Annotated in this window: 15 protein-coding genes; 6 read left to right on the top strand and 9 right to left on the bottom strand. The window is 72.4% G+C overall.

Features of this window, described 5'->3' with window-relative positions; translation table 11 throughout:
- The first annotated feature begins 23 nt into the window (after positions 1-23).
- The gene (locus IE250_RS11685) at positions 24-839 is read left to right on the top strand and encodes a nicotianamine synthase family protein (protein ID WP_189669455.1); all 816 of its coding nucleotides are present in this window, start codon (positions 24-26) and stop codon (positions 837-839) included.
- 81 nt (positions 840-920) lie between these two features.
- Here IE250_RS11685 and IE250_RS11680 read toward each other — a convergent pair whose 3' ends face one another.
- Together IE250_RS11680 and IE250_RS11675 are read right to left on the bottom strand one after the other, a co-directional pair.
- A complete protein-coding gene (locus IE250_RS11680; RefSeq protein WP_189669454.1) occupies positions 921-3,932 on the bottom strand; it encodes a UPF0182 family membrane protein in 3,012 nt (1,003 codons plus the stop codon).
- Positions 3,933-4,088: 156 nt separating this feature from the next.
- The gene (locus IE250_RS11675; protein ID WP_189669726.1) at positions 4,089-5,189 is read right to left on the bottom strand and encodes a YlbL family protein; all 1,101 of its coding nucleotides are present in this window, start codon (positions 5,187-5,189) and stop codon (positions 4,089-4,091) included.
- Between the two features lie 173 nt (positions 5,190-5,362).
- Here IE250_RS11675 and IE250_RS11670 point away from each other — a divergent pair, with 173 nt between their 5' ends.
- Positions 5,363-5,917: a SprT-like domain-containing protein gene (locus tag IE250_RS11670; RefSeq protein ID WP_189669453.1), complete on the top strand. Its 555-nt coding sequence runs from the start codon at positions 5,363-5,365 to the stop codon at positions 5,915-5,917.
- 1 nt (position 5,918) lies between these two features.
- Here the strand turns inward: IE250_RS11670 and IE250_RS11665 are convergent, their stop codons facing one another.
- Positions 5,919-7,373 (bottom strand): zinc-dependent metalloprotease, encoded by a 1,455-nt coding sequence (locus IE250_RS11665; RefSeq protein WP_189669452.1) that lies wholly within the window; start codon positions 7,371-7,373, stop codon positions 5,919-5,921.
- A gap of 152 nt (positions 7,374-7,525) precedes the next feature.
- On the opposite strand from IE250_RS11665, the gene IE250_RS11660 reads away from it, so the two are divergent.
- The gene (locus IE250_RS11660) at positions 7,526-8,581 is read left to right on the top strand and encodes a ThiF family adenylyltransferase (protein WP_189669451.1); all 1,056 of its coding nucleotides are present in this window, start codon (positions 7,526-7,528) and stop codon (positions 8,579-8,581) included.
- Between the two features lie 31 nt (positions 8,582-8,612).
- Here the strand turns inward: IE250_RS11660 and IE250_RS11655 are convergent, their stop codons facing one another.
- Positions 8,613-8,978 carry a WhiB family transcriptional regulator gene (locus tag IE250_RS11655; protein ID WP_308434127.1) on the bottom strand — a complete coding sequence of 122 codons (366 nt, stop codon included), beginning with the start codon at positions 8,976-8,978 and terminating at the stop codon, positions 8,613-8,615.
- A gap of 564 nt (positions 8,979-9,542) precedes the next feature.
- Positions 9,543-11,558 carry an ATP-dependent helicase gene (locus IE250_RS11650; protein WP_189669450.1) on the bottom strand — a complete coding sequence of 672 codons (2,016 nt, stop codon included), beginning with the start codon at positions 11,556-11,558 and terminating at the stop codon, positions 9,543-9,545.
- An 88-nt stretch (positions 11,559-11,646) separates the two neighbouring features.
- Here IE250_RS11650 and IE250_RS11645 point away from each other — a divergent pair, with 88 nt between their 5' ends.
- Positions 11,647-11,928 carry a mycoredoxin gene (locus tag IE250_RS11645; RefSeq protein ID WP_229872371.1) on the top strand — a complete coding sequence of 94 codons (282 nt, stop codon included), beginning with the start codon at positions 11,647-11,649 and terminating at the stop codon, positions 11,926-11,928.
- 60 nt (positions 11,929-11,988) lie between these two features.
- Here the strand turns inward: IE250_RS11645 and nudC are convergent, their stop codons facing one another.
- Complete coding sequence (nudC, locus tag IE250_RS11640) at positions 11,989-12,900, bottom strand: NAD(+) diphosphatase (protein ID WP_189669449.1); 912 nt, start codon at positions 12,898-12,900, stop codon at positions 11,989-11,991.
- A 105-nt stretch (positions 12,901-13,005) separates the two neighbouring features.
- Here nudC and IE250_RS11635 point away from each other — a divergent pair, with 105 nt between their 5' ends.
- Entirely contained in the window at positions 13,006-13,923 is a 918-nt protein-coding gene (locus IE250_RS11635; protein WP_189669448.1) for a phosphotransferase, read from the top strand.
- 6 nt (positions 13,924-13,929) lie between these two features.
- On the opposite strand, the gene IE250_RS11630 is transcribed toward IE250_RS11635, so the two are convergent.
- The 3 genes from IE250_RS11630 to IE250_RS11620 form a co-directional block, all read right to left on the bottom strand.
- On the bottom strand, positions 13,930-17,337 hold the full coding sequence (locus IE250_RS11630; RefSeq protein ID WP_189669447.1) for an ATP-dependent helicase: 3,408 nt from the start codon (positions 17,335-17,337) through the stop codon (positions 13,930-13,932).
- The gene (locus IE250_RS11625) at positions 17,334-20,609 is read right to left on the bottom strand and encodes an ATP-dependent helicase (protein WP_189669723.1); all 3,276 of its coding nucleotides are present in this window, start codon (positions 20,607-20,609) and stop codon (positions 17,334-17,336) included. The genes IE250_RS11630 and IE250_RS11625 overlap by 4 nt, the downstream gene beginning before the upstream one ends.
- A 184-nt stretch (positions 20,610-20,793) precedes the next feature.
- The gene (locus IE250_RS11620) at positions 20,794-21,576 is read right to left on the bottom strand and encodes an alpha/beta fold hydrolase (RefSeq protein WP_189669446.1); all 783 of its coding nucleotides are present in this window, start codon (positions 21,574-21,576) and stop codon (positions 20,794-20,796) included.
- Positions 21,577-21,706: 130 nt separating this feature from the next.
- On the opposite strand from IE250_RS11620, the gene IE250_RS11615 reads away from it, so the two are divergent.
- Positions 21,707-22,318, top strand: coding sequence for a TetR/AcrR family transcriptional regulator (locus IE250_RS11615; RefSeq protein WP_189669445.1), 612 nt, complete (start codon positions 21,707-21,709; stop codon positions 22,316-22,318).
- Positions 22,319-22,326 lie beyond the last annotated feature (8 nt).

The following is a 22,326-nucleotide window of genomic DNA, read 5'->3' as shown; positions in this document are numbered from 1 at the left end:
TCCGGCCTGGAACGATCGTCCCCATGACGACGGAGCTGAGCGATACCACCCTGACCGCGGACCGGATCGTCCACCTCACCGACCAGCTTGCCGCACTGCCCCACCTGCGGCCGGATCCCCGCACTGACGCACTCTTCGGCGACCTGGTGCAAACGGTCCTCGCGACGCCGGACCGCCAGGCACAGGACATCCTGACGCACCCCGGGGTGCACCGTCGCAGGGCGGCCGTCCGCGACCTCGCCGCGCGCGGCGAGACCGCGCTCGAACACGCCTGGGCGGAACAGATAGTCACCGCGTCCGACCCGCGGGCCGCGCTCGCCGCGTTTCCCTACCTCGACAACTACCGCCGGCTCACTGCCCTCGAGGCTCGCCTGCTTACCCACTCGGGTGGCACGCCGACGTCGGTGGCCGTCCTCGGCAGCGGACCGCTTCCCCTCAGTGCCCTCGGGTACGCCGACGCGCTCGGCGCCTCCGTCGTCGGCCTGGACCGGGATGCCACGGCGGTCGCCCTCGCGCGGCAGGTGGCGGACCGGCTCGGGTCGACGGCGGTCCGGTTCGAGCAGGCCGACGCCGCCGACGTCGGACTTACGGGGTACGACGCCGTGGTGCTCGCGGCGCTGGTGGGCGAGACGCCGTCGGCCAAGGCCGGGATCCTCCGGAAGGTGGCCGCCTCGATGCGGCCCGGGGCACTGCTGCTCGCGCGCAGCGCGCGCGGCCTGCGCACCCTCCTGTACCCGCCCGTGGACCTGGGTGCCATGCCGGACTTCCAGGTGCTCGAGGTGGTGCACCCCACCGACGAGGTCATCAACTCGGTGGTGGTCGCCCGCCGGCTCGGCTGAGAGCGACTTCGGGAAAGGCAGAGGCTCCCCGGTGCGGACACCAGGGAGCCTTCGCCGTCAGCGCTCAGGGCGCGAGGGACGTCACGGAGCGGAGTTCTGCGCCTCCTCGGCCGCTATCGCGTCCTCCAGGGCCTGCTGGAGGCGGTCCTGAGCCTCGCCGTAGGCGGCCCAGTCACCTTCTCGCTGTGCCGCGTTGGCGTCCTCCATGGCGTCGGCCGCCTCCCGCAGCGCGGCCTCCAGCTCGGTGGAAGGCTCGCCGGTCGGCGCTTCGGTGGGCTCCTCCGTGGGCTCGGTGGTCGGCTCCTCGGTCGGCTCCGCGCCCGGTTCTGCGGTGGGCGGGGCGGTCGGCGCCTCGTCCTCTGCGGTGCCCGCGTCGCCCGCCTGAGCACCCGAGTCACCGCCGAACACCTGGTCCAGCGCCTCGTCCAGCGTGTCGGCGAAGCCGATGTCGTCACCGAACGCGACCAGGACCTTGCGCAGCAGCGGGAACTGCGTGCCACCGGTCGACTGGATGTACACCGGCTGCACGTACAGCAGACCGCCACCCACGGGCAGGGTGAGCTGGTTGCCGCGCCGCACCGTGGACGCGCCGATCTGCAGGATGTTCAGCTGCTCCGAGATCGTCGGGTTCGAGTCGAAGTTGTTCTGCACCTGGCCGGGGCCGGGCACCGTCGTATCTCGTGGCAGCTCGAGCAGGCGTAGCTTGCCGTAGTCCTCGGCCTTGACGCCGGCCTCGTTCCCGGCGTCGGCGTCCACGGCGAGGAACCCGGTGAGCACCTCACGGTCCGTGTTACCGCCCGGGATGAAGGTCGACGTCAGGGAGAACGACGGCTCCTCCTGCCCCGGCATCTGCAGCGTCAGGTAGTACGGCGGCTGCAGCGGCGCGGTGGTCGACTCCGACGTCGGGTCGGTCGGGTTGTTCCAGAAGTCCTGGCCCGAGAAGAACTCGGCGGAGTTCGTCACGTGGTACTGGCTGAGAAGGGTGCGCTGCACCTTGAACAGGTCCTCGGGGTACCGCAGGTGGCTCATCAGGTCGCCGGAGATCTCCTCCATCGGCTTGACCGACGTCGGGAAGACGTTGGTCCAGGCCTTGAGGATCGGGTCCTCGGCGTCCCACGCGTACAGGTCGACCGACCCGTCGTACGCGTCGACCGTGGCCTTCACCGAGTTGCGGATGTAGTTGACCTCTTCGGGCAGCTCGACGGGAGCGCCGGTCTGCGTGGTGAGCGTGTCCGCCACCGCCTCGTCGAGCGGGGTCGACGACGAGTACGGGAACTCGTCGGTTGTGGTGTACGCGTCGATGATCCACTTCACGCGGCCGTCCACGACCGCCGGGTACACCCGGTTGTCGAGGGTGAGCCACGGCGCGACCTTGTGGACGCGCTGCTGCGGGTCACGGTCGTACAGGATCTGCGACTCGCTCGTCACGCGGTCGGAGAACAGGAGCTGCTCCTCGCCGAACTTCAGCGCGAACAGCAGCTTGCTCCCGAACGAACCGACGCTGGGGCCGGCGTCGCCGGTGAACGTCGTGTTGACCTGGCCGCCGTCGTCCGCCTGGTCGGCCTGGTAGTCCAGCTCCCATGCCTTGGTGCCCTCAGGCGCGCCGACAACCGAGTAGGTCTCGGTCTTCGGGCTGAAGTAGATGCGCGGCTCGTAGCCGCCCTCTTCGTCGGTGATCGCACCCTGCGACGGGATACCACCCTCGAAGAACGCGGGGCGTCCGTCCGGGCCGGGCTGGTTGCCGTAGGCGGCGACGACGCCGTAGCCGTGCGTGTACACGGTGTGGTCGTTGACCCAGTTGCGCTGGTCCTGGCCCAGGCCGTCGAGGTTGAGCTCGCGCACCGCGATCACGGTGTCGCGGGACTCGCCGTCGATCTCGTACTTGTCGACCGACAGGGAGTCGTCGAAGTTGTAGTACTGCTTGTTCTGCTGCAGCTGGCGGAACGAGGGCGACACGACCTGCGGGTCCAGCAGGCGGATCGACGCCGCGGTGTCGGCGTCCGACCGCAGGGCACCTTCCTCCGCCTGGGTCGTGGCGTCGTACTGCTCCTTCTCGACGTCGTCGATATCGAACGCCGAGAGGGTCGCGTCGATGTTGCGCTGGATGTACTCGGCCTCAAGCTCCTGCGCGTTCGGGTTGACCTGGAAACGCTGGACGACGGCCGGGTAGATGCCGCCGATCGCGATAGCGGACACCACCATGAGCCCTACGCCGATCGCCGGCAGGCGCCAGTCGCCACGGAACGCGGTGACGATGAACAGGGCGGCGACGAAGATCGCGACCACCGTGAGGATGCCCTTGGCGGGGATCACGGCGTGCACGTCGGAGTACGAGGCGCCGTCGAACCGGTCGCCCGCGTTCGTCAGGATCGAGTACCTGTCGAGCCAGTAGTTCGCGGCGATGAGCAGCAGCAGCACCGCGCCGACGATGGCCAGGTGGATGCGCGCGGCAGGCGTGGTGCGGGGCCCGCCCGCGGCCGCCGGGCCGACCCGGAGCCCGCCGTACAGGTAGTGCGTGATCAGCCCGGCGATGCCCGCGATCACCACCACCGAGATGAGGAACCCGACGCTGAACCGCAGCGCGGGCAGCAGGAAGACGAAGAACCCGAGGTCCATGCCGAACTGCGGGTCGGTCTCGCCGAACGGCTCGCTGTTGAATGCGAGCAGCACCGTGCGCCACTGCGCCGACGCCGCGACACCCGCGAAGAAGCCGACCAGGACCGGCGCGGCGATCATCACGACCCGGCGCAGCGGCTCCACCGCCTCGCGGTACTGGTCGAGCGTCGCCTGCTCAGGGGTGCTCGGCGCGTAGATGGGGCGCGCGCGGTAGGCCGCGGTGAACGACCAGAACACGGCGCCGGCCATGACCACGAAGCCGACGGCGAACAGGGCTGCCCGCATGCCCCACTCGGTCCAGATCACCCGGGAGAAGCCGGCCTGCCCGAACCACATCACCTCGGTCCAGAACTGGGCAAGGAGGAGCAGGGCTGCGATCACGATGGCGACCGCAACGATCGCCACCCCCAGCGGACTGCGTCGTCGGGCTCGGGGGGCGCCGCCGGAAGGGCGGCGAGGTGCTGCGGCGAAGGACACGACTGCGTTACCTCACGTCATCAAATGGTTGGGCCGTACCCAGATGGAACGGCCAGGCGCTGCTCAAGGTTCCCAGCACAAGGTTCCCACATCCTCCAGATGTGCAACACGTGGTCAACGGTTCGACACCCAGGTCACGAACACATCACGCGCACATCAGGAGCACGTCGGGAGGTCCGCGCCCTCGCCGCGCCCGATCTGCTCGACGGCGTCCCGCGCCTCCGCGAGCGTCGCCACCTTCACCACGTTGAGCCCGTCGGGCACGTTGCCCACCACCTGCTCGCAGTTGTCAGCGGGGGCGAGGAACCACTCCGCGTCGTCCCGGACGGCGCCGTACAGCTTCTGCTCGATGCCACCGATGGCGCCCACCGTGCCCTCCGGACTCATCGTCCCGGTGCCGGCGATGATCTCGCCGTCGGCCTCGTCCTCGGGTGTGAGCTTGTCGATGATGCCGAGAGCGAACATGGTGCCCGCGCTGGGTCCGCCGATGTTCTCGATCTCGATGGAGACGTCCACGGGGAAGTCGTAATGCGGGTCGATGAAGACGCCGAGCACTGCGCGCTGGCCGTTGCCGGCGGTCGTGATCGTGACGTCCAGCGTGCGGTTGCCGCGCTGGACGCCGAGCGTCACGTCGTCGCCCGGCGTCGTCTCGGCGAGCCCGTCGATGAGGTCCGCGTAGGTGCCGACGGGCTCGCCCTGGAACTCCTCGATGACGTCGCCCTCGTTGAGCTTGCCCTCGGCCCCGGAGCCGGGCTCCGTGCCCGCGACGTCCAGGACGGCGGGCACGTCGTAGCCGAGCTCGGTGAGCGCCGCGGCCGTGGCCGACTCCTGCGACGACACCATCTCGGCCTGGCTGACCTCCTGCTGCTCCTCCTTGGTGGTCGCCTCGGGGAAGACCGCCTCCACCGGAAGCACCGAGCGCCTCGGGTCCAGCCAGCCCTGGATCACCTGTCCCGACATCATCGGGTAGCCCGGTCCGCCCAGCACCGAGACCGTCGTCAGACGCAGCTGCCCGGTGGACTCGTACGTCCGGGCGCCGTCGATCTGGATGAGGTCTCGCCCCAGCGTGTCCTCGGTGGGCCCCGGCGAACGCATCGCGTACGGGGTGGGCACCACCAGCGCGACCGCGGCCAGGACGGCCGTGGCCAACAGGGACACACCCAGCGTCACGGTGCGGCGCGTGATCGGTGCCACCTCCACCTGCGAGTCGTCGAACGGCGACGGCTCGGGATGCGAGGCGTGCTGGAGGTCGCGCATGTCGGTCACCGGCCCATCATTCCTCAGTTGACTGAGGGTTCCGTGAAAGCTGCCCCGACGGCGGTTCCGACGGGCGTTCGGCCAACGCTACCCATTACGACGTTGTGCAAAGATTTGCCACCAGAACGGTGTGTTATGCCCCACGTCGCGCCGATAACCGCTACGGTCATTCCGTGGCCCACGACGCCCTGACGTCCGTGGAGGTGCGCCGGAGCCGCCGTCGCACCGCCACGGTGAGCGCATATCGCGACGGTGGACGAACCATCGTCGCCATTCCCGCGCGCTTCTCTCGGGCTCAGGAGCGGGAGTGGGTGGCCAAGATGGTAGCCCGGCTCGAGGACAAGGAACGGCGCCGCCGTCCGTCCGACCAGGAGTTGATGGACCGCGCGAGCGAGCTCTCCACCAAGTACCTCGACGGCAGGGCCAGGGCGTCCAGCGTGCGGTGGTCGTCGAACCAGGGCCGGCGCTGGGGGTCGTGCACGCTGCTGGACGGCTCCATCCGCGTCTCCACCCGGCTGCAGGGCATGCCCTCCTGGGTGCTCGATTATGTGCTGCTGCACGAGCTCGCGCACCTGCTGCACGCCGGCCACGGCCCGGAGTTCTGGAAGATCCTCGAGGTCTACCCCCGGACGGACCGGGCGCGCGGCTTCCTGGAGGGTGCGTCGTTCGCGCAGGACGAACCCGGCCAGACCACCTCCGACGACGAAGAAGACGACGGGGAAGACTGAGCTACTTCGCCTCGTCGGTCGGGCCGTCGGCGGGGCCGTCCTCGTCGGCCGGCAAGTCGTTCGCGGCCGGGTCCTCACCGAAGATCTCCTTGAGCGCCGCGTCCACGTCGGCGTGCTCGTGCTCCGTGGCCTCCCGGCGCACCAGGTAGCCCGACGGGTCGTCCAGGTCCTCGGTGCCGGGCAGCAGGTCCGGGTGGTCCCACACGGCGTCGCGCCCCGCGGGACCCTGCGCGCGGGCCACTATCGAGAACAGGGTCGCGGCGTCGCGCGACCGGCGCGGCCGCAGCTCCAGGCCGACCAGCGTCGAGAACGTCTGCTCGGCAGGCCCGCCGGCCGCGCGCCGGCGCCGGATCATCTCGCGCAGCGGGATGGCGTGCGGGAGGTGCGGCAGGGCGGCGATGGTGCTGACCTCGTCCACCCAGCCCTCCACCAGCGCGAGCGTGGTCTCGAGGTTGAGCAGCACCGCCTTCTGCTCGGCCGTGTTCTGCAGCCCGAACACCCCGCCGGACAGGGCGCTGCGCAGCGCCTCGGAGTCGGCGAGGTCGATGTCGCGCACCTGTGCCTCGAGCGCGTCGAGGTCGATGGTGATACCGCGCGCGTAGCGCTCCACGATCGACAGAAGGTGCGACCGGAGCCACGGGACATGGGTGAACAACCGGGCGTGGGCGGCCTCGCGCACGGCCAGGAAATGCCGGACCTCCTCGATCGGGGCGTCCAGGCCCTCCGCGAAGGCGGCCACGTTGGTGGGCAGGAGCACGGTGTCGGGGCTGTCGAGCAGCGGCAGGCCGACGTCGGTGGCGCCGAACACCTCGCGCGAGAGCGTGCCGGCGGCCTGGCCGACCTGCATCCCGAACACGGCCGAGCCGAGCCGCCGCATCATCTGGGCCGGGTCGATCGCGCCGCCGAGATCATGCAGCACGCCGGCGGGCATCCCGGGGATGGCCTCGCCGTCGTCGACACCCTCGGGGAGCTGGTCGCGCAGCACGGTGGCCAGCGCGTCCGAGACGGACGAGGCGACGGGCGCCGCGAGCTCGTTCCACACGGGGAGCGTGGCCTCGACCCACTCGGACCGGTTCCACGCGTGCCTCGTCCCGCCCGCGGGCGGGAGGTCCGTGACAGCGTCGAGCCAGAGCTCAGCCACCGCCAGCGCTTCCGTGGCGTCCTTGGCCTGCTTGCCCGTCAGGGACGGGTCGCCCTCGCTGACGGCTACCTGCCGCGCGACGTCGTGCGCGACGTCGGCGTTGACCGGTCCGGTGCCCTCGGCCGAGAGCATCTTCTGCACCTGGGCCAGGGCGTACTGCATCATCACCGGGTCGGGCGGTCCGCCGAGCGCCGTCGGGTCGATGCCCCGCTCGCGCATCTCGGCCATCACTTCGTCTGCGCCGTCGCCGAGCATGGAGCGCAGCATCTCCTCCCAGGACTGGGGAGTATCGCCGGGCTGGTGCTGGTCGCTCATAGTGTTCACCGTAACGGGGTCGGCAAGCCCTGTGTCGTCCATTTGGCTCTGGGCGCACAGGGGAACTTCCGGTCCGCGCGATGCTTTGGATATACCTCTGGAACTGTGGACGAGCGCCGGGGGTGAGCAGCGGCGTCGGGCATCGTGGTGGCATGAAGCGCACACCCCTCCTCCGGCTGCGGCCCGGTACGCCCGTGCTCAGCCGGGGCGGCGGCCAGAAGCAGTGCGGATCGGACCCCCGCTGGTCGTTCGTGCTGTCGGGCCTGACCCCCGCCGAGGAGACGTGGCTCGAGGAGATCGCCGAGCGGCGGCACGTCACGGTCGAGCAGTCGGCGGCGCGGTGCGGGGTGCCCACCGAACGGCGCGACGAGATCATGACCGCCCTGTTCCGGGCGGGCGTCCTGGTCCCCGTGCCGGCCACCGTGGGCGCGGTGACGGCACCGGCCGACGGTGCGGCCGACGCGACGGTGCTCGGCATGCTCCGGCCCGACGGCGCCGGGCTGGCCACCCTGGCCGAGCGCGCCGAGCGAGTGGTGGGCCTCGTCGGCCTCGGGCGGCTGGGCACGGCCGTCGCGCTGCACCTCGCGACAGCCGGGGTCGGCGGGCTGGTGCTGCACGACCCGCTGCCGGTGCAGACCACCGACGTCGGGCTGGGCGGCCTGCGGGTGGTCGACGTGGGACAGGCACGCGACGACGCCGTGCGGTCCCTGCTCGCGGAGCGTTCCCCGCGCGTCGCGGTCCGGGTGGACGACGCCGGCGGCGCCGGCACAGGGTTCGACCCGACGGCCCTCGACCTCGTCGTGGTGACCGAGCCGCATGCCGCGCACCCGGCGCGGTACCAGCGGCTGCTCGGCCTCGGGGTGCCACACCTGCCGGTGGTGGTGCGGGAGGCCGACGTGGTGGTTGGCCCGCTCGTGAGGCCGGGCCGGTCCGCGTGCGTGACCTGCGTGGACCTCGCCCACGCCGACGCCGACCGCGAGTGGCCGGCGCTGGCCGCCCAGCTGCGCAAGACGACCGAGCCCACGCACGAGGCGACGCTCGCCGCCTTGGCGGCGGCGACGGCCGCGGGCCAGGTGCTCGCCCAGCTGGACGGGCACCGGCCCGCGGCCGTCGGCATGTGCCTGGAGATCTCTCTCCCGGCCGGGCTCCCCCACGCTCGGCCGGCGGAGCCGCACCCGCGCTGCGGGTGCGTGGTCCTACCTACGTGAGCGGAACCGCAGGCTCAGGCTGCGGTTCCGCTCACGCCGCGGCGACGTTCTCCGACTTGCGCGGCCGGCCACGGCCACGCTTGCGGGCGACAACGGCGCCGTCGACGAAGACCTCGCCGCCCCAGACGCCCCAGGGCTCGTTGCGCTCGAGAGCGCCGGCGAGGCAGCCCTCGATCAGGGGGCACGTACGGCAGAGCGCCTTGGCCTGCTCCACCTGCGTGCTGTGCTCGGCGAACCACAGCTCCGGGTCGTTGGTACGGCACGGCAGCAGTGTGTCCATGAGCCGGTTGAACTCCGCCGAGTCCGAACCGGTCCCGCTCGTGGCGGGGAGTTGAGGCGGGTCCCAGGGGCCCGAGCCGCCCTGGGGAAGAGTGTCGAGGAGCGCAGTGAGGCGCACGGTTGTCTCCTGTGTCCTGTAAGGATGAACGTCGTCGGTGAACGTCTTGGGGAACAGGACCCCGGGCTAGATCCTCTGCCGGCCGGCCCTCATGGGGCTGGAGCTCCGGACAAGAATTAAGGCCGCGGGTCCTAGATGGACTCCGCGGCCTGGATCTCTTCGGTCGTTAGACCGGCGAGTCTCCTGGAGATGCGGAGTCGGGTGCGAGAGCGGACGGCTTGACGCCTCCGCGGTGAGTGCGCGCGCGGAAAGACAGAGCTGCGCCGGTAGCCGGAACGGGCTCGTTGCCGAGCACATACGCGCACACCTGCAGATCCGTCTGCGGAATCATGTTCATCTCCAAGACACCCACCTCCTCACTCGAATCCGGGCCAGACCTTCTCGGTCTCGCCCACTGCTGTCAGGGACATGTGAACACTATGCCGGGCCGCCGTAGCGGGCCAACTCTTTTTCCAAACTTTCTTGAGAAGTTTTTCGGATAGCCCGGGGCGGCCCACTGGCTGGCCGTTCCAGGCGGACCCGAAGCACTCGAAAGGTCCTCCGACGAACCGCTCGAGGGACCACTCAGGAAGCCGGTGCACTCGCCACGATAGAGAGGATCGCGGCACCGTACCTGTCAATCTTGGCCGGGCCGATGCCATTCACGCGAGCCAGTTCGGCTGTGCCCGAAGGTCGGATCTCCGCGATGGCCGCCAGCGTGGCGTCCGTGAGCACCGTGTAGGCGGGCTTGTCCGTCTCTCGTGCCACCTCGAGCCGCCAGTCGCGCAGGGCGTCGAAGAGCGCGGCGTCGTGCTCACCGGTCAGCAGCGCGCGAGCCTGGCCCTTCTGGGTCGTGCGGGCGCGCGGCGCGCGCGGCTCGTCCGGCCACAGCCCGTCGAGGAACCTCGTGCGCTTGCGCGTGGCACGACCGCCCGGGTTCCGTGAGCGCCCGAACGACAGCTCCAGGTGCACGCGCGCGCGGGTGATCCCCACGTAGAGCAGGCGACGCTCCTCGTGCACGGCGTCGTCGCGCTCCGCCAGCGAGATGGGCATGAGGCCCTCGCTCATCCCCGCGAGGAACACGGCGTCCCACTCCAGGCCCTTTGCCGCGTGCAGCGAGGCGAGCGTGACGCCCTCGACGGTCGGCGCGTGCTGTGCGGCGGCGCGCTCGTCGAGCTCGGCCACGAGGCCTGCGACCGTCGCCGGGCTCTCGGGGGTCGCAGCGCCGGCCAGGTCGTCGGCGAGGGAGACCAGCGCCTGCATCGCGTCCCAGCGCTCCCTGGCGGCACCGCGGGCGGTGGGCGGCTGGTCGGCCCAGCCGGCGGCGGAGAGGATGTCGCGGACCTGGTCCTGCATGGGCAGCTCCGGGTCGGCCGAGCGGGCGGCGCCGCGCAGCAGCAGCATCGCGTCGCGCACCTCCTTGCGCTGGAAGAACCGCTGGCCACCGCGCACGAGGTAGCCCACACCGGCGTCGGCGAACGCGGCCTCGAACGCCTCCGACTGTGCGTTGGTGCGGTACAGCACCGCGATCTCGCTCGGCTTCACGCCCGACCCGATCAGGCGTGCGGCCCGGGTGGCGATGCCCTTCGCCTCGGCCTCGTCGTCGTCGTACGCCATGAAGGTGACGGGCGGGCCCGGCTCGCGCTGCGCGACGAGCTCGAGCGCCTGGTGCGCGCCGCCGGCGCGCCCCGCGCGCTTGAGCACCTGGTTGGCGAGGTTCACCACCTGGGGCGTGGAGCGGTAGTCGCGCACGAGCCGGATCTCCTGCGCCTCGGGATAGGTGCGCCGGAACTGCAGGAGGTGACGCGGCGAGGCGCCGGTGAAGGAGTAGATGGTCTGCGACGGGTCGCCGACCACGCACAGCTCCTTGCGGCCGCCCAGCCACTGGTCCAGCAAGAACTGCTGCAGCGGCGAGACGTCCTGGTACTCGTCCACGACGAAGCGCCGGTACTGCGAGCGGACCTCGTCGGCCACGATCTTGTGGCTGTTCAGCATGTCCGCGAGCATGAGGAGCACATCCTCGAAGTCGATGACCTCGCGCTCCGTCTTCACGTCCTCGTATGCCGTGATGAGGCGGGCCACCGCCTGCGCGTCGTAGCCCGACGGCGCCTCGCGGCCGGCCGCGTACGACGCCTTCTCGTAGTCGTCCGCCGTGATCAGCGAGACCTTGGCCCACTCCACCTCGCTGCTCAGGTCGCGGACCGCCACCCGGTCGACGCTGAGGCCTACGCGCCGCGCCGCCTCCGCGATGATCGGTGCCTTGTACTCCTGCAGGCGCGGCGGGGCGCCGCCCACCACGCGCGGCCAGAAGTAGCCCAGCTGGCGCAGCGCCGCGGAGTGGAACGTGCGGGCCTGCACCCCCTGTACGCCGAGATCACGCAGGCGCGTGCGCATCTCGCCCGCCGCGCGAGCCGTGAACGTCACGGCCAGCACGCTGGTCGGCTGGTACGCCCCGATGCGGACGCCGTACGCGATGCGGTGCGTGATGGCGCGCGTCTTGCCCGTACCCGCTCCCGCGAGCACGACCACCGGCCCGTTGAGCGCGAGGGCTACCTCGCGCTGCTCGGGATCGAGGGCGGTCAGGATCGCGTCGGGGCTCATCGGCCCAGGATGATTTGAACCATCGGCCGAGTTGGTCTGGGTGAGCATCGCCTGCGATTCTCGCAGCAACCACTGACAAGGAGAACAGATGTCTGAGACGACCACGCCGATGTCCACGCCGGTCCCCGAGACCGGCACGGTCCTCATGTACTCGACCACCTGGTGCGGGTACTGCCGTCGGCTGCGCACGCAGCTCGACTCGGAGGGCATCGGCTACACGGTCATCGACATCGAGGAGTGGCCGGAGGCCGCCGCCTTCGTGGAGCAGGTCAACGGTGGCAACCAGACCGTGCCTACCGTGGTGTACCCGGACGGCTCGGCTGCAACGAACCCGTCACTGGCGGCGGTGAAGGTCGCGCTGGCGAACTGACTCCGGGCCTGTGGCGGAACAGACCAGACGGTGCCAGGCCTGACGCGGACGGCTCCTCGGTCAGTCCTCGATCCGGCCGCCGAACCACTCCTCGATCAGGGAGCGTGCGATCGAGGCCCGCCCGGGCATGCCCAGGTCGCCATCGGCCACCGCCGTGGCGACCTCGTCCCGGGTGAACCAGTCCGCCTCAGCGATCTCGTCCTCCTGCCGCACCAGCCGCGTGGTGGTCGCGCGAGCGCGGAAGCCCAGCATGAGGGACGCCGGGAACGGCCACGACTGGCTGCCGCGGTACTCGATCGACTCGGGGTCCACAACGACGCCGACCTCCTCCAGGGTCTCGCGCGCCACCGCCTGCTCGAGGCCCTCGCCCGGCTCCACGAAGCCGGCCAGGACCGAGCGGCGACCCGGGCCCCACTGCGGGCCGCGCGCCAGGAGCAGGCGGTCCTCGGCGTCGGTGATCGCCATGATCACCGCGGGATCGGTGCGGGGAAAGTGGTTCGAGTCGTCTACGGGACAGTGCCGGACCCAGCCGCCCTGCGTCACCTCGGTCTCCGCGCCGCATCGTGGGCAGTGAGTGTGCACCGCGTGCCACTGGGCCAGGGCGATGGCCTCGACGGCGAGGCCCTGCTCCAGATCGGGCATGTCGAGCGTGCGCATCCCGGTCCAGCCGACGTCGAGGTCGGGCTCACGCTCGGGCTGATCGTCCGGCGCAGGCTCCGGCAGGACCGCCGAGAGGTACGCGACGCCGTCGGCCTCGCCGAGGAAGAAGTGCGTGCGCACGGCGAGGTGTGCGACGTCGTCGGGCGCGAACAGCGCTACCCGCTCCCCCACCACGGCCACGCTGCTCCCGCGCAGCACCAGCACCCGGGTGTCCTTCTCCTTCAGAAGGTCGTCGACGAGCCGGGGCTCAGCGCGCCGGTGCGCGGCACGGTCGTGGGCGGCACGGGCGAAGGGGAGGTCGAGGAAGCGCACAGGACGACGGTAACCGTCCGCCGGGGCTCGAGATGCCCGATGTGTCACAGGGACACGCCATCGTCCTGCCCCGTGGCGCGGCGGGCGCTGCTCTACGGTGAGCACGTGTCCCGCACGCCCCTCGCTCTCGCCGCCCTCTCGACCGCCGCCGTACCCGGTCTCGACGCCCAGTCGGTCCGTGTCGGCGAGCTGGCCGGCGACTACGACGTCGCCGTCGTCACGGGCCAGGACGACCAGGAATGGGTGGTGCGCGCGCCGCGCAGCACGGTGGCCGGCGCAGCTCTGGAGGCCGAGATCGAGCTGCTCGACGCGCTCAGGCTGTACATCGACACGGGTGTGCTCCCGTTCGTGGTGCCGCAGGTCGCGGGCTACGCGCTGCTGCCGGAGGGCGGCCGCGCCGTCGTGCACCGCCGGATCATCGGCAGCAACCTCGATGTCGAGGCCTTGGAGCCGGGCCCGGGGCTGGCCGCCGACCTGGGCCGGGCCATCGCCGCGATCCACGAGCTGCCGACGTCGGTGGTGGAGACGTGCGGGCTGCCTTGCTACACCGCGTCCGAGTACCGCGAGCGTCGGCTGACCGAGGTGGACGAGGCGGCGAAGACCGGTCGGGTCCCACCGACGCTGCTGCGCCGCTGGGAGATGGCGCTCGAGGACGTGTCCCTGTGGAAGTTCAAGCCCGTCGTGGCGCACGGCGACCTGGCGCCGGACCAGCTGCTCGTGGACCGGCAGCGAGTAGTTGCGGTCTCGGGCTGGGCGGAGGCCCGCGTGGCCGACCCCGCCGACGATCTCGCCTGGCTCATCGCGGCGGCGCCGCTGGAGGCCGTCGACTCGATCATGGAGGCCTACCAGCTGCGCCGCACCGAGCTGAGCGACCCGCGCCTGGCCGAGCGCGCGATGCTCGTGGGGGAGCTCGCGCTCGCGCGCTGGCTGCTGCACGGCGTGCGGCACAGGCTGCCCGAGGTGGTCGAGGACGCGACGTCGATGCTGGAGGACCTCGACGAGGCGACGCGCGACGAGGGCTGACGCCGGCTAGCCGATGATCAGGGCCTCCAGCTCCGCCTCGTCGAGCAGCCGGTCCGGACGGACGGTCGTGTCCGAGCCCACGTAGTAGAAGGCCGCGCTCACCTGGTCCAGCGGCAGCCCGGTCCAGCGGGACCATGCCAGCCGGTACACGGCGAGCTGCACCTCGCGGGCGGCCCGCGCCGCGGTGTCGAGCGGCTCGCGGCCGGTCTTCCAGTCGACCACCACTACGGCGTCGGGCCCCGTGGCCGGGTCCTTGAAGACGGCGTCCATGCGGCAGCGCAGCATGACGCCGGCGACCGGCGTCTCGACGTCGGCCTCGACGGCTATGGGCATGCGGGCCGACCACTCCGATCCCAGGAACGTGTCGCGGAGCTTGTCGAGGTCCGTGTCGTCGGGCAGATCGTCGTCCTCGGCGCTGGGCAGGTCGTCGACGTCGAGCAGCGTTGCCGACGTGAAGAACTGCTCGACCCACTCGTGGAACCGGGTGCCGCGCCGCGCATGCACGGTGGGCTGCACCGGCACGGGGCGCCGCAGCTGCAGGGCGAACGCGTCGCGGTCAGCGGCGAGCCGCACCAGGCCCGACGCTGACACGTGCGCCGGGAACGCGACCTCCCGGTCGGCGTGCCGGTTGCGCTCGGCCAGGAGCATCCGGGCGAGGTCGACCAGGTCGTGGCCGGCAGCGTCGGTCAGCACGCCCTGCGGCGCTGTGAGCGCGTCGGCCGGCAGCCGCACGGCGGCTAGCGCGACCAGGCGCTCCTCCGCGGCCTCGTCCACGAGCGCAGCCGTGGCGCGCAGGACGTCGCGGGCGGTGCGCTGCTGCTGCGCGCCGGCGCCCGACTGGTCGGTTCCGTCGGGCCGCTGGTCCGGAGCGGGCCAGACGGCCGTGAGCTCCTCCGCGTTGCGCGGGTTCTCGGCGTCAGCGTCCGGCATGGGCGCCCAGAGGTCGGTGGCGACGATTCCGGCGTCGGCCAGCTCGGCGAGGAACGGGGAGATGCCGCGCGGGCGGTTTGCGGTGCCCCACCACGACGCGGTGAGGAAGAGCTCGCGCCGGGCGCGCGTGAACGCGACATAGGCCAGCCGTCGCTCCTCGGCGAGGCGGTGCTCGCCGCACTCGAGCTTGAACTCGTCCCGCAGCGCGACCAGGTCCTTGGTGTCGGAGGCGTGCTGCCAGGCGAAGCTCGGCAGATCGTCCGCGTCGCCGCGCAGGTGGTAGGGCAGCTCGCCCAGGTCGGACAGCCAGCCCGACGACGACTCCCCCGACCGCGAACCCCTGTCCCACGTGGGGAACGCGCCGTCGGCCAGGCCCGCAACGGCCACTGCGTCCCACTCCAGGCCCTTCGCGGCGTGCGCGGTGATGACCTGGACGGCGTCGGGGTCGGGCTCGTGCACCGGCATGTCGAGCCCGCGCTCGCGCTCGCCCGCGACGCCCAGCCAGGCGAGGAACGCGCCGAGCGTCGCCGTGTCGGACGACTGCGCGAACGACGCCGCCACGTCCCGGAACGCGTCGAGGTGCTCGCGGCCGCGGTCGCTCACCGCTCCGCCGACCCCGGCGCCGGCCAGCGCGAGCGCGGTGGCCGCCTCGACGTCCAGGCCGAGCGCACGCTCCGCCTGGACCACCAGCTCGGGCAGCGAGAGGTAGGTGAGGCCGCGCAGGTCGCGCAGCAGCCGGGCCAGCGCCGCGAGACGCCGGTGCGCGTCGGCGGAGAGGACGCGGCCGTCGCGGGCCGGCTCGCCCACCGGCGGCAGGTCGTCGAGCGCGTCGACGATGGATCGGTGGTCGGAGACGTCGCCCTCGACCACCCGAGGGTCGTCGTCCCCGGTCTCGTCTCCCGCTGTGGCGGCCGCGGCGGCCCGGCGCGGGTCGTCCAGCCGCGCCAGGTCGGCAGCCCAGGAGCCGAGCGCGTGGAGGTCCGCGGCGCCGAGGTTGAGGCGGGGACCAGTGAGCAGGCGCAGCAGGGAGTCGCCGCGGGACGGGTCGTGGGCAGCCTGGAGCAGCGCGACGACGTCGACCACCTCAGGCGTGGACAGCAGGCCGCCCAGGCCCACCACCTCGACCGGGAGGCCGCGGCGGCGCAGTGCCACCTCGATGGTGGGGAACTGCGCTCGCGCCCGGCAGAGGACGGCGGCCGTCGACCGTCCGTCCGGGTGGGCGCCCGAGCGCCAGCGCTCCGCCACCCACTCGGCGATGGCCTCGGCCTCCTCCTCGAGGGTCGCGGCGACGTGCGCCGACACCACGCCGTCGCCCGCCTCGGGCCGCAGGTCGAGCGGCGGGACCTCGACGTTCGTGCCGGCTCCCGTCCGCGAGCGCAGCGGGCCCGACACCACGTTTGCGGCGGTGAGCACGGCGGCGTCGTTGCGCCACGACGTGGAGAGGTAGTGCACGGCGGCGGGGACGCCGTCGTCGCGCTGGAAGCGGCCGGGGAAGCGGGCCAGGCCGGCCGCGGAGGCGCCGCGCCACCCGTAGATGGACTGGTGCGGGTCGCCGACGGCGGTCACGGGGTGCCCGCCGCCGAACAGGCCGGACAACAGCTCGACCTGGGCGTAGGACGTGTCCTGGTACTCGTCGAGCAGCACCACCTCGAATCGCGCCCGTTCCACGGCGCCCACCATCGGGACCTCGCGGGCGAGCTGCGCGGCGAACGAGACCTGGTCGCCGAAGTCGAGTGCCTCGGCGATGCGCTTGCGGCGTCGGTACTCGACCACGAGGTCCACGAACCGGGCCCGCTCGGCGACGGAGCTGATGAGCTTTTCCACGTCCTTGGTGCGCTTCTTCTGCCGCGGGCCGAGCGGGACGGACTCGAGGTGCTCGGCCATGTCGGTGAGGCGGTCCCGCGCGTCGGCCGGGTCGACGAGGTGTTCGCCCAGCGCGTCGGACAGCGCCACGACGGCGCCGGTCACGGTGCTGACGGCCTTGTCCGTGCCGAGGTCCTCGTCCCAGGACTCCACCACCTGTGACGCGAGCTGCCACTGCTCGGCCTGACCGAGGAGGCGGGCGCTGGGCTCGACGCCGAGGCGGAGCCCGTGGTCCGCCACCAGGGAGGCGGCGTACGCGTTGTACGTGGCGACAGTGGGTCGGTCGAGGTCCAGGCCGGCCAGCGCCTCGCCGGACTCCTCGCCCAGCGCGCGGTTGAGCTGCGCCAGCCGGGTCTGCACGCGCTGGGTGAGCTCGCCCGCGGCCTTGCGCGTGAACGTCAGGCCGAGCACCTGCTCCGGCTGGACCAGCTTGTTGGCGATGAGCCACACCACGCGTGCCGCCATGGTCTCGGTCTTGCCCGAGCCGGCACCCGCCACGACGAGTGCGGGCTCCAGGGGCGACTCGATGACACGGACCTGCTCGTCGGTGGGCTCGTGGCGGCCGAGCAGCCGCGCGATCGCACGCGCGGACAGTCGGATCTCCGGCTCGTGCCCGGTCACTCGACCACCTTCCGTCCCTCGGGCTGCAGCGGACAGGATCGCCGCACCGCGCACACCTCGCACAGGTCGTTGTTCCTGGCCGCGAACTGCGCCGCGGCCATCGTGTGGGCGGCGCCCTCGACGGTGTCGCGCGCCCAGCTGTTGCCGTCGTCGTCGGGGACGAGCGCCGGCTGGTTCCGCACGCTCGCCGACACCGTGTCGGTGCCGACGTAGACGAGGCTCGCGCCCTTGCTTACCGTGCCCTCGGGCAGGTCGAGCGCGCCCTCCTCGACGGCGAGCTGGTACGCGCCGAGCTGGGGGTTCTCCGCCGCCTTGTCCTTGCTGGCCGCGGTCTTGCCGGTCTTGAGGTCGGCCACGGTCACGCTGCCGTCGCCCGCGTCCTCGACCCGGTCCACCTGGCCGCGCAGGCGCGCGCGACCGACCTGGAGGTCGAAGTCCGCCTCGACGAGCAACGGCTCACCCGAGTCGCCGAGGTAGTCCGCGAGCCGTTCCACCATGCGCTCGGCGCGCTTGCGCAGCTGCAGCGACGGCCAGCCGTCGGGCAGCGCGAGCTCCGGCCAGCGCCGGTCCAGCTCCTTCTTCAGGTCAGTGAGCGAGCCCTTCGGGTGGCTCTGCGCTATCGAGTGCAGCAGCGTGCCGAGGGTCTGGTGCGTCGCGTCGGGCTTGGTACCACCCGCGGCCTCGAACGCCCAGCGCAGGGCACACGTGGTGACTGTCTCGACCTTCGACGGCGACACGGTCACCGTGTCCAGGGCGCCCCACAACGGGATCTCGCTGGAGACGCCGGCGACGCCGTACCAGGTGCTCGTGTCCGCCTCCGCGATGCCTGCGGCCGAGAGATCCGCGAGGAGCGCGGCGGCGGGCTGGGCGGAAGCGCGCTGTCTACCGGAAGCGGGCTGCGCGCCGAGCCCGGACCGGGCCACCGTACGCACCAGCTCCGAACGCGCTGCGGCCACGACGCCGCGCAGGTCCAGCGGCGGGCCGACCGGGACCCGTCGCGGGTCCGGCCCGTCGCCGCCGTCGTCCCGGGGGGACACGAGGTCGCAGAACACGCTCGGTGCGTCCTCCGTGTCCTCCACGGCGGTGACCAGGAGTCGCCGCCTGGCGCGCGAGACCGCCACCGCGAAGGCACGCAGCTCGTCCGTGAGGACCTGGCGCCGGGCCTCCGACCCGACCACCCGGCCGTCCTCGGACCGTCCGGCGATGAGCTCGACGAGCGCCTGCGAGCCGAGCAGCGAGTCGCGCAGGCGCAGGTCGGGCCACACGCCGTCCTGCACGCCGGCCACCACGACGACGTCCCACTCCCGCCCCGCCGCGCCCGGGGGCGTGAGCGCCTCCACCGCGCCCGCGCCCTGGGCCGACGCCGCCAGGGAGTCGGCGGGGAGGTCCTGCGAAGCCAGGTAGTCGACGAACGCGGCGACGGGCGCGCCCGGCATCCGGTCCACGAACGTCTCCGCCGCGCGGAACAGCGCGAGCACGGCGTCGAGGTCACGATCGGCCCGCAGGCCCGCCGGGCCGCCGGTGAGGGCGGCGGCGCTCCACCGCTCGGCCAGACCGGTCGCGGCCCATGCGGCCCAGAGCACCGTCTGCGCGGTGGCGCCGGGCTCCCCCGCGGCCTCCCTGCCCGCGGCCAGCACCCGTGCCACGGCGAGCGGTCCGCGCCGTACCTGCGTGGGCAGCAGGGCCGCACGCGCCGGGTCCGCGAGCACCTCCACGAGCAGCGCGTCCGACGTGCGCCCGCCGCCGGCCGACAGCTCCTCCGACCGCAGCGCGCGGCGCAGCCGGCGGAGCGCCACCGCGTCGAGCCCGCCGATCGGCGAGATGAGCAGCAGCGCGGCCGTCTCGGGATCCAGCACCGGCTCGTGGCCGTCCAGCTCCTCGGCGATCAGCGCCTCCAGGCTCCCGCGGGGCGCGCCCGCGCACGTCTTCACGGCGGCCAGCAACGGCGCCACGGCGGGCTCGTCGCGCAGCGGCAGGTCCGACCCGAGCAGCGCCACCGGGACCGACGCCGAAACCAGCTCCCTCCGCAGCGCCGCCAGCCGCGTGCCGCTGCGCGCGATCACCGCCATCCGCTCCCAGGGCGTGCCGCGCAGCAGATGCTCCGCACGCAGCTCGCGCGCGATCCAGGCGGCCTCCTGGGCCGCGCCGGCGAGCACCGCTACCTGCACGGACGGCGCGGAGTCGGCATCCGTCCCGGCGTCCGGACCGCCGGCGGGCAGGTCACCGGCATCCGGCTCGGCCACGTACGCGGTCGCACGCCGGTGCAGCGCGCTCGCCGACACCGGGATCCGGTTGGTCACCGCGCTGGTCACGGAGCGCAGCTCCGGCCGCTGCCGCCAGACCGTTCCGAGCACCACCGTCTCGGCGTCGAACGCACCGAAGGCGCGGCCCCGACCGGCCGGCGCGGCGGCGCGGCCGGTGAGCCCAGGCGCGGCGCCGCGGAACGTCTGGACGGCGGAGTCCGGGTCGGACAGCAGCACCAGGCGCGCGCCGTCATCGTGCAGGACGCGGAGGAGGCGGACCGTCGCCGCCGTTGCCTCCTGGTAGTCGTCGACCACAACCAGGTCCCAGGTCGGCCGGGGCGCGCCCGGCACCTCTGCTTCCCAGGAGCGCAGGGACTCCGCTGCCTCGTCGATCACGACGGCCGGGTCGTAGCGCGGCCCGGCGTCGGGCGTGGCGAGCCGCAGCGCCATGGTGTCGAGGTACTCCTCGTAGATCTGCGCAGCCATGACCCACTCCGGGCGGTCGTTCGAGCGCCCCATCTCGTCGAGCTCGACCGGCCCGAGGCCACGCTCGGCGGCGCGCATCAGCAGGTCACGCAGCTCCTGGCGCAGCCCGCGCAGACCGAGCGACTCCTCCGGCAGACCGGCGGGCAGCGTGAGCGGGCGACCCTCGCCGGCGACGTGCCCGGCGAGCAGCTCGGCCAGGACCAGGTCCTGCTCCGGGCCCGAGACCAGGGTGGGCGTGGGCTGCCCCAGCGCCGCGGCGCGCGTGTGGAGCACGGCGAACGCCGCCGACGACGCCGTGCGCACCATCGGCGCGCCGACCGTGCGCCCGGCCTGGGCCGCTACCTCGTCCCGCAGACGCGCGGCCGCGCGGCGCGACGCCGCCAGGACCAGCACGCGCTCCGGACGGAGCCCGGAGGTGAGCGCCCGGACGGCGACCTCGCAGGCGACCGTCGTCTTACCGGACCCGGGCGCCCCCAGGACCAGCGTCGCGCGATGGCTCAGCGCGGCCTCGACGGCAGCCGCCTGGCTGTCGTCGAGCGGCACGGAGGTGGCGCCGCCGGGACGGTTCCCGGGCGGCGCCAGCCGAGGTGCGAGGGCGAGGGTCGGTGTCACGCGGACGATCGAACCACGAGCCACTGACACTCCCCGACGCCCCGCGCGGAGGCGCCGGGAATGCCTGATTCGTCCTGAGGTGAACTTGGCCGGACGACCTGCCCAGTCAGGGGTTTCAGGTCCGTGCGAGAAAGTCGCTGATGAGCTTCGACCACTGCTGTGGGTCCTCGACGAAGGGCAGGTGCCCGGTGGAGAGCTCGGCGATCTCAGCGGAGGGGATGGTGGCGGCGAGATCGCGCTGCAGGGCCGGGGAGATGAGCGGGTCGGCGGTGGTCACGATGACGAGTGTCGGCACAGCGATGCCGGCGAGGTCGTCACGGACGTCGATCCTTCGGACCAGGTCGAGCTGGTCGCCGGTCCCGGAGGGCAGGGCGGTGGCCAGCTGCTCGGCGGCTGCGTGGACCTGAGCCGGGGTGAAGGAGTTGAGGGCCGGTTCGCTGAACGTCATCAGGTTCAGGTAGCGGGCGAGCTCGGTGTGCTGACCGGTCTCGAACAGGTGGTGCGAGTGCGAGGTGGCGAGGGTAGTGCGGGTGTCGGCGTGCGAGAACGTGGCACTCAGCACCAGTGCGGTGACGCGTTCGGGGTGGCGCGCGGCCAAGCGGATCGCGACGGGACCGCCGAGCGAGTAGCCGCTGACGGAGAAGGTGTCGAGCCCCTCGGCGTCGGCCGCTGCGACCAGCTGGTCCGCCAGCACGTCGAGGTCGAGGGACTCCTGAGCCTTCGGGGTGGAACCGGCGCCGGGGTAGTCGACGCCGACGACGGTGTGCCGGGCGGCGAGCCCGTCCAGGATCGGTCCGTAGTTGGCCTCTATGCCGCCGCCCGCGCCGTGGGCGAGGAGGAGGCCGGGGCCGGTACCGCGGCGTGTGCGGGCGAAGGCGGTGAGTGATGGCGTGGTCATCAGGGTGTCCCTTGCGAGGTGAGGGCCGGTCGGTACGGCCAGTTAGATTTAGCGATCACTAAAGCTAGCGATGTCCAGACCGTATCAGAGATTCTTTAGCGATCGATACAGATGGCGGTAGGATGCAGTCATGAGCAGCGGACACACCTCGGTCAAGGCCGCCTCTCGACGTAGTCGCCGCGCCTTCGACCGCGACGAGGCGCTGGCTGTCGCCCTGCGGGAGTTCTGGACGTACGGGTACGACACGACGTCGGTCGCCTCGCTCACCGAGGCGATGGGGATCAATCCGCCGAGCCTGTATGCCGCCTTCGGCGACAAGCGGCAGCTGTTCGACGAGGCCGTCCAGCTCTACACGCGCACCTACGGAGCTCCTCCGCCGCAAGGCCCGGACGCACGCTCGGGCATCGCCGCGATGCTGCGGCACCTGGCCGCTGACTACACCGACCCGAGCCACCCACCGGGCTGCATCATCATCACCGGGGCTACCAACTACACCCCCGGCTCGCAGGACGTTCAGGCCAAGCTGCGTGCCATGCGCGAGGAGACCAAGGCTGCGATAGCGACTTGTATCCGCGCTGACGTCGATGCGGGACTGCTCCCGGCCGACACGGACGCCGACGGGCTGGCGACCTTCTACGCGGCAGTCATCCAGGGGATGAGTCAGCAGGCATGCGACGGGGCAGGGCGGGAGACGCTGGAGCGTCTGGCCGACACGGCGATGGCGGCGTGGCCGCACGACTGACGCGCGTA

The organism is Promicromonospora soli (assembly GCF_014653785.1).
In the GTDB taxonomy this organism is placed as follows: Bacteria; Actinomycetota; Actinomycetes; order Actinomycetales; family Cellulomonadaceae; genus Promicromonospora; species Promicromonospora soli.
Note: the sequence above shows the minus strand (reverse complement) of the source record. Positions and strands in the feature narration are given on the sequence as shown.

Excerpts from the sequence above, each read along its gene's own strand:
- IE250_RS11665 (WP_189669452.1), bottom strand. The coding sequence starts at position 7,373 with ATGAGCGACCAGCACCAGCCCGGCGATACTCCCCAGTCCTGGGAGGAG.
- IE250_RS11645 (WP_229872371.1), top strand. The coding sequence starts at position 11,647 with ATGTCTGAGACGACCACGCCGATGTCCACGCCGGTCCCCGAGACCGGC.
- IE250_RS11650 (WP_189669450.1), bottom strand. The coding sequence starts at position 11,558 with ATGAGCCCCGACGCGATCCTGACCGCCCTCGATCCCGAGCAGCGCGAG.
- IE250_RS11675 (WP_189669726.1), bottom strand. The coding sequence starts at position 5,189 with ATGCGCGACCTCCAGCACGCCTCGCATCCCGAGCCGTCGCCGTTCGAC.
- IE250_RS11660 (WP_189669451.1), top strand. The coding sequence starts at position 7,526 with ATGAAGCGCACACCCCTCCTCCGGCTGCGGCCCGGTACGCCCGTGCTC.
- IE250_RS11620 (WP_189669446.1), bottom strand. The coding sequence starts at position 21,576 with ATGACCACGCCATCACTCACCGCCTTCGCCCGCACACGCCGCGGTACC.
- IE250_RS11615 (WP_189669445.1), top strand. The coding sequence starts at position 21,707 with ATGAGCAGCGGACACACCTCGGTCAAGGCCGCCTCTCGACGTAGTCGC.
- IE250_RS11685 (WP_189669455.1), top strand. The coding sequence starts at position 24 with ATGACGACGGAGCTGAGCGATACCACCCTGACCGCGGACCGGATCGTC.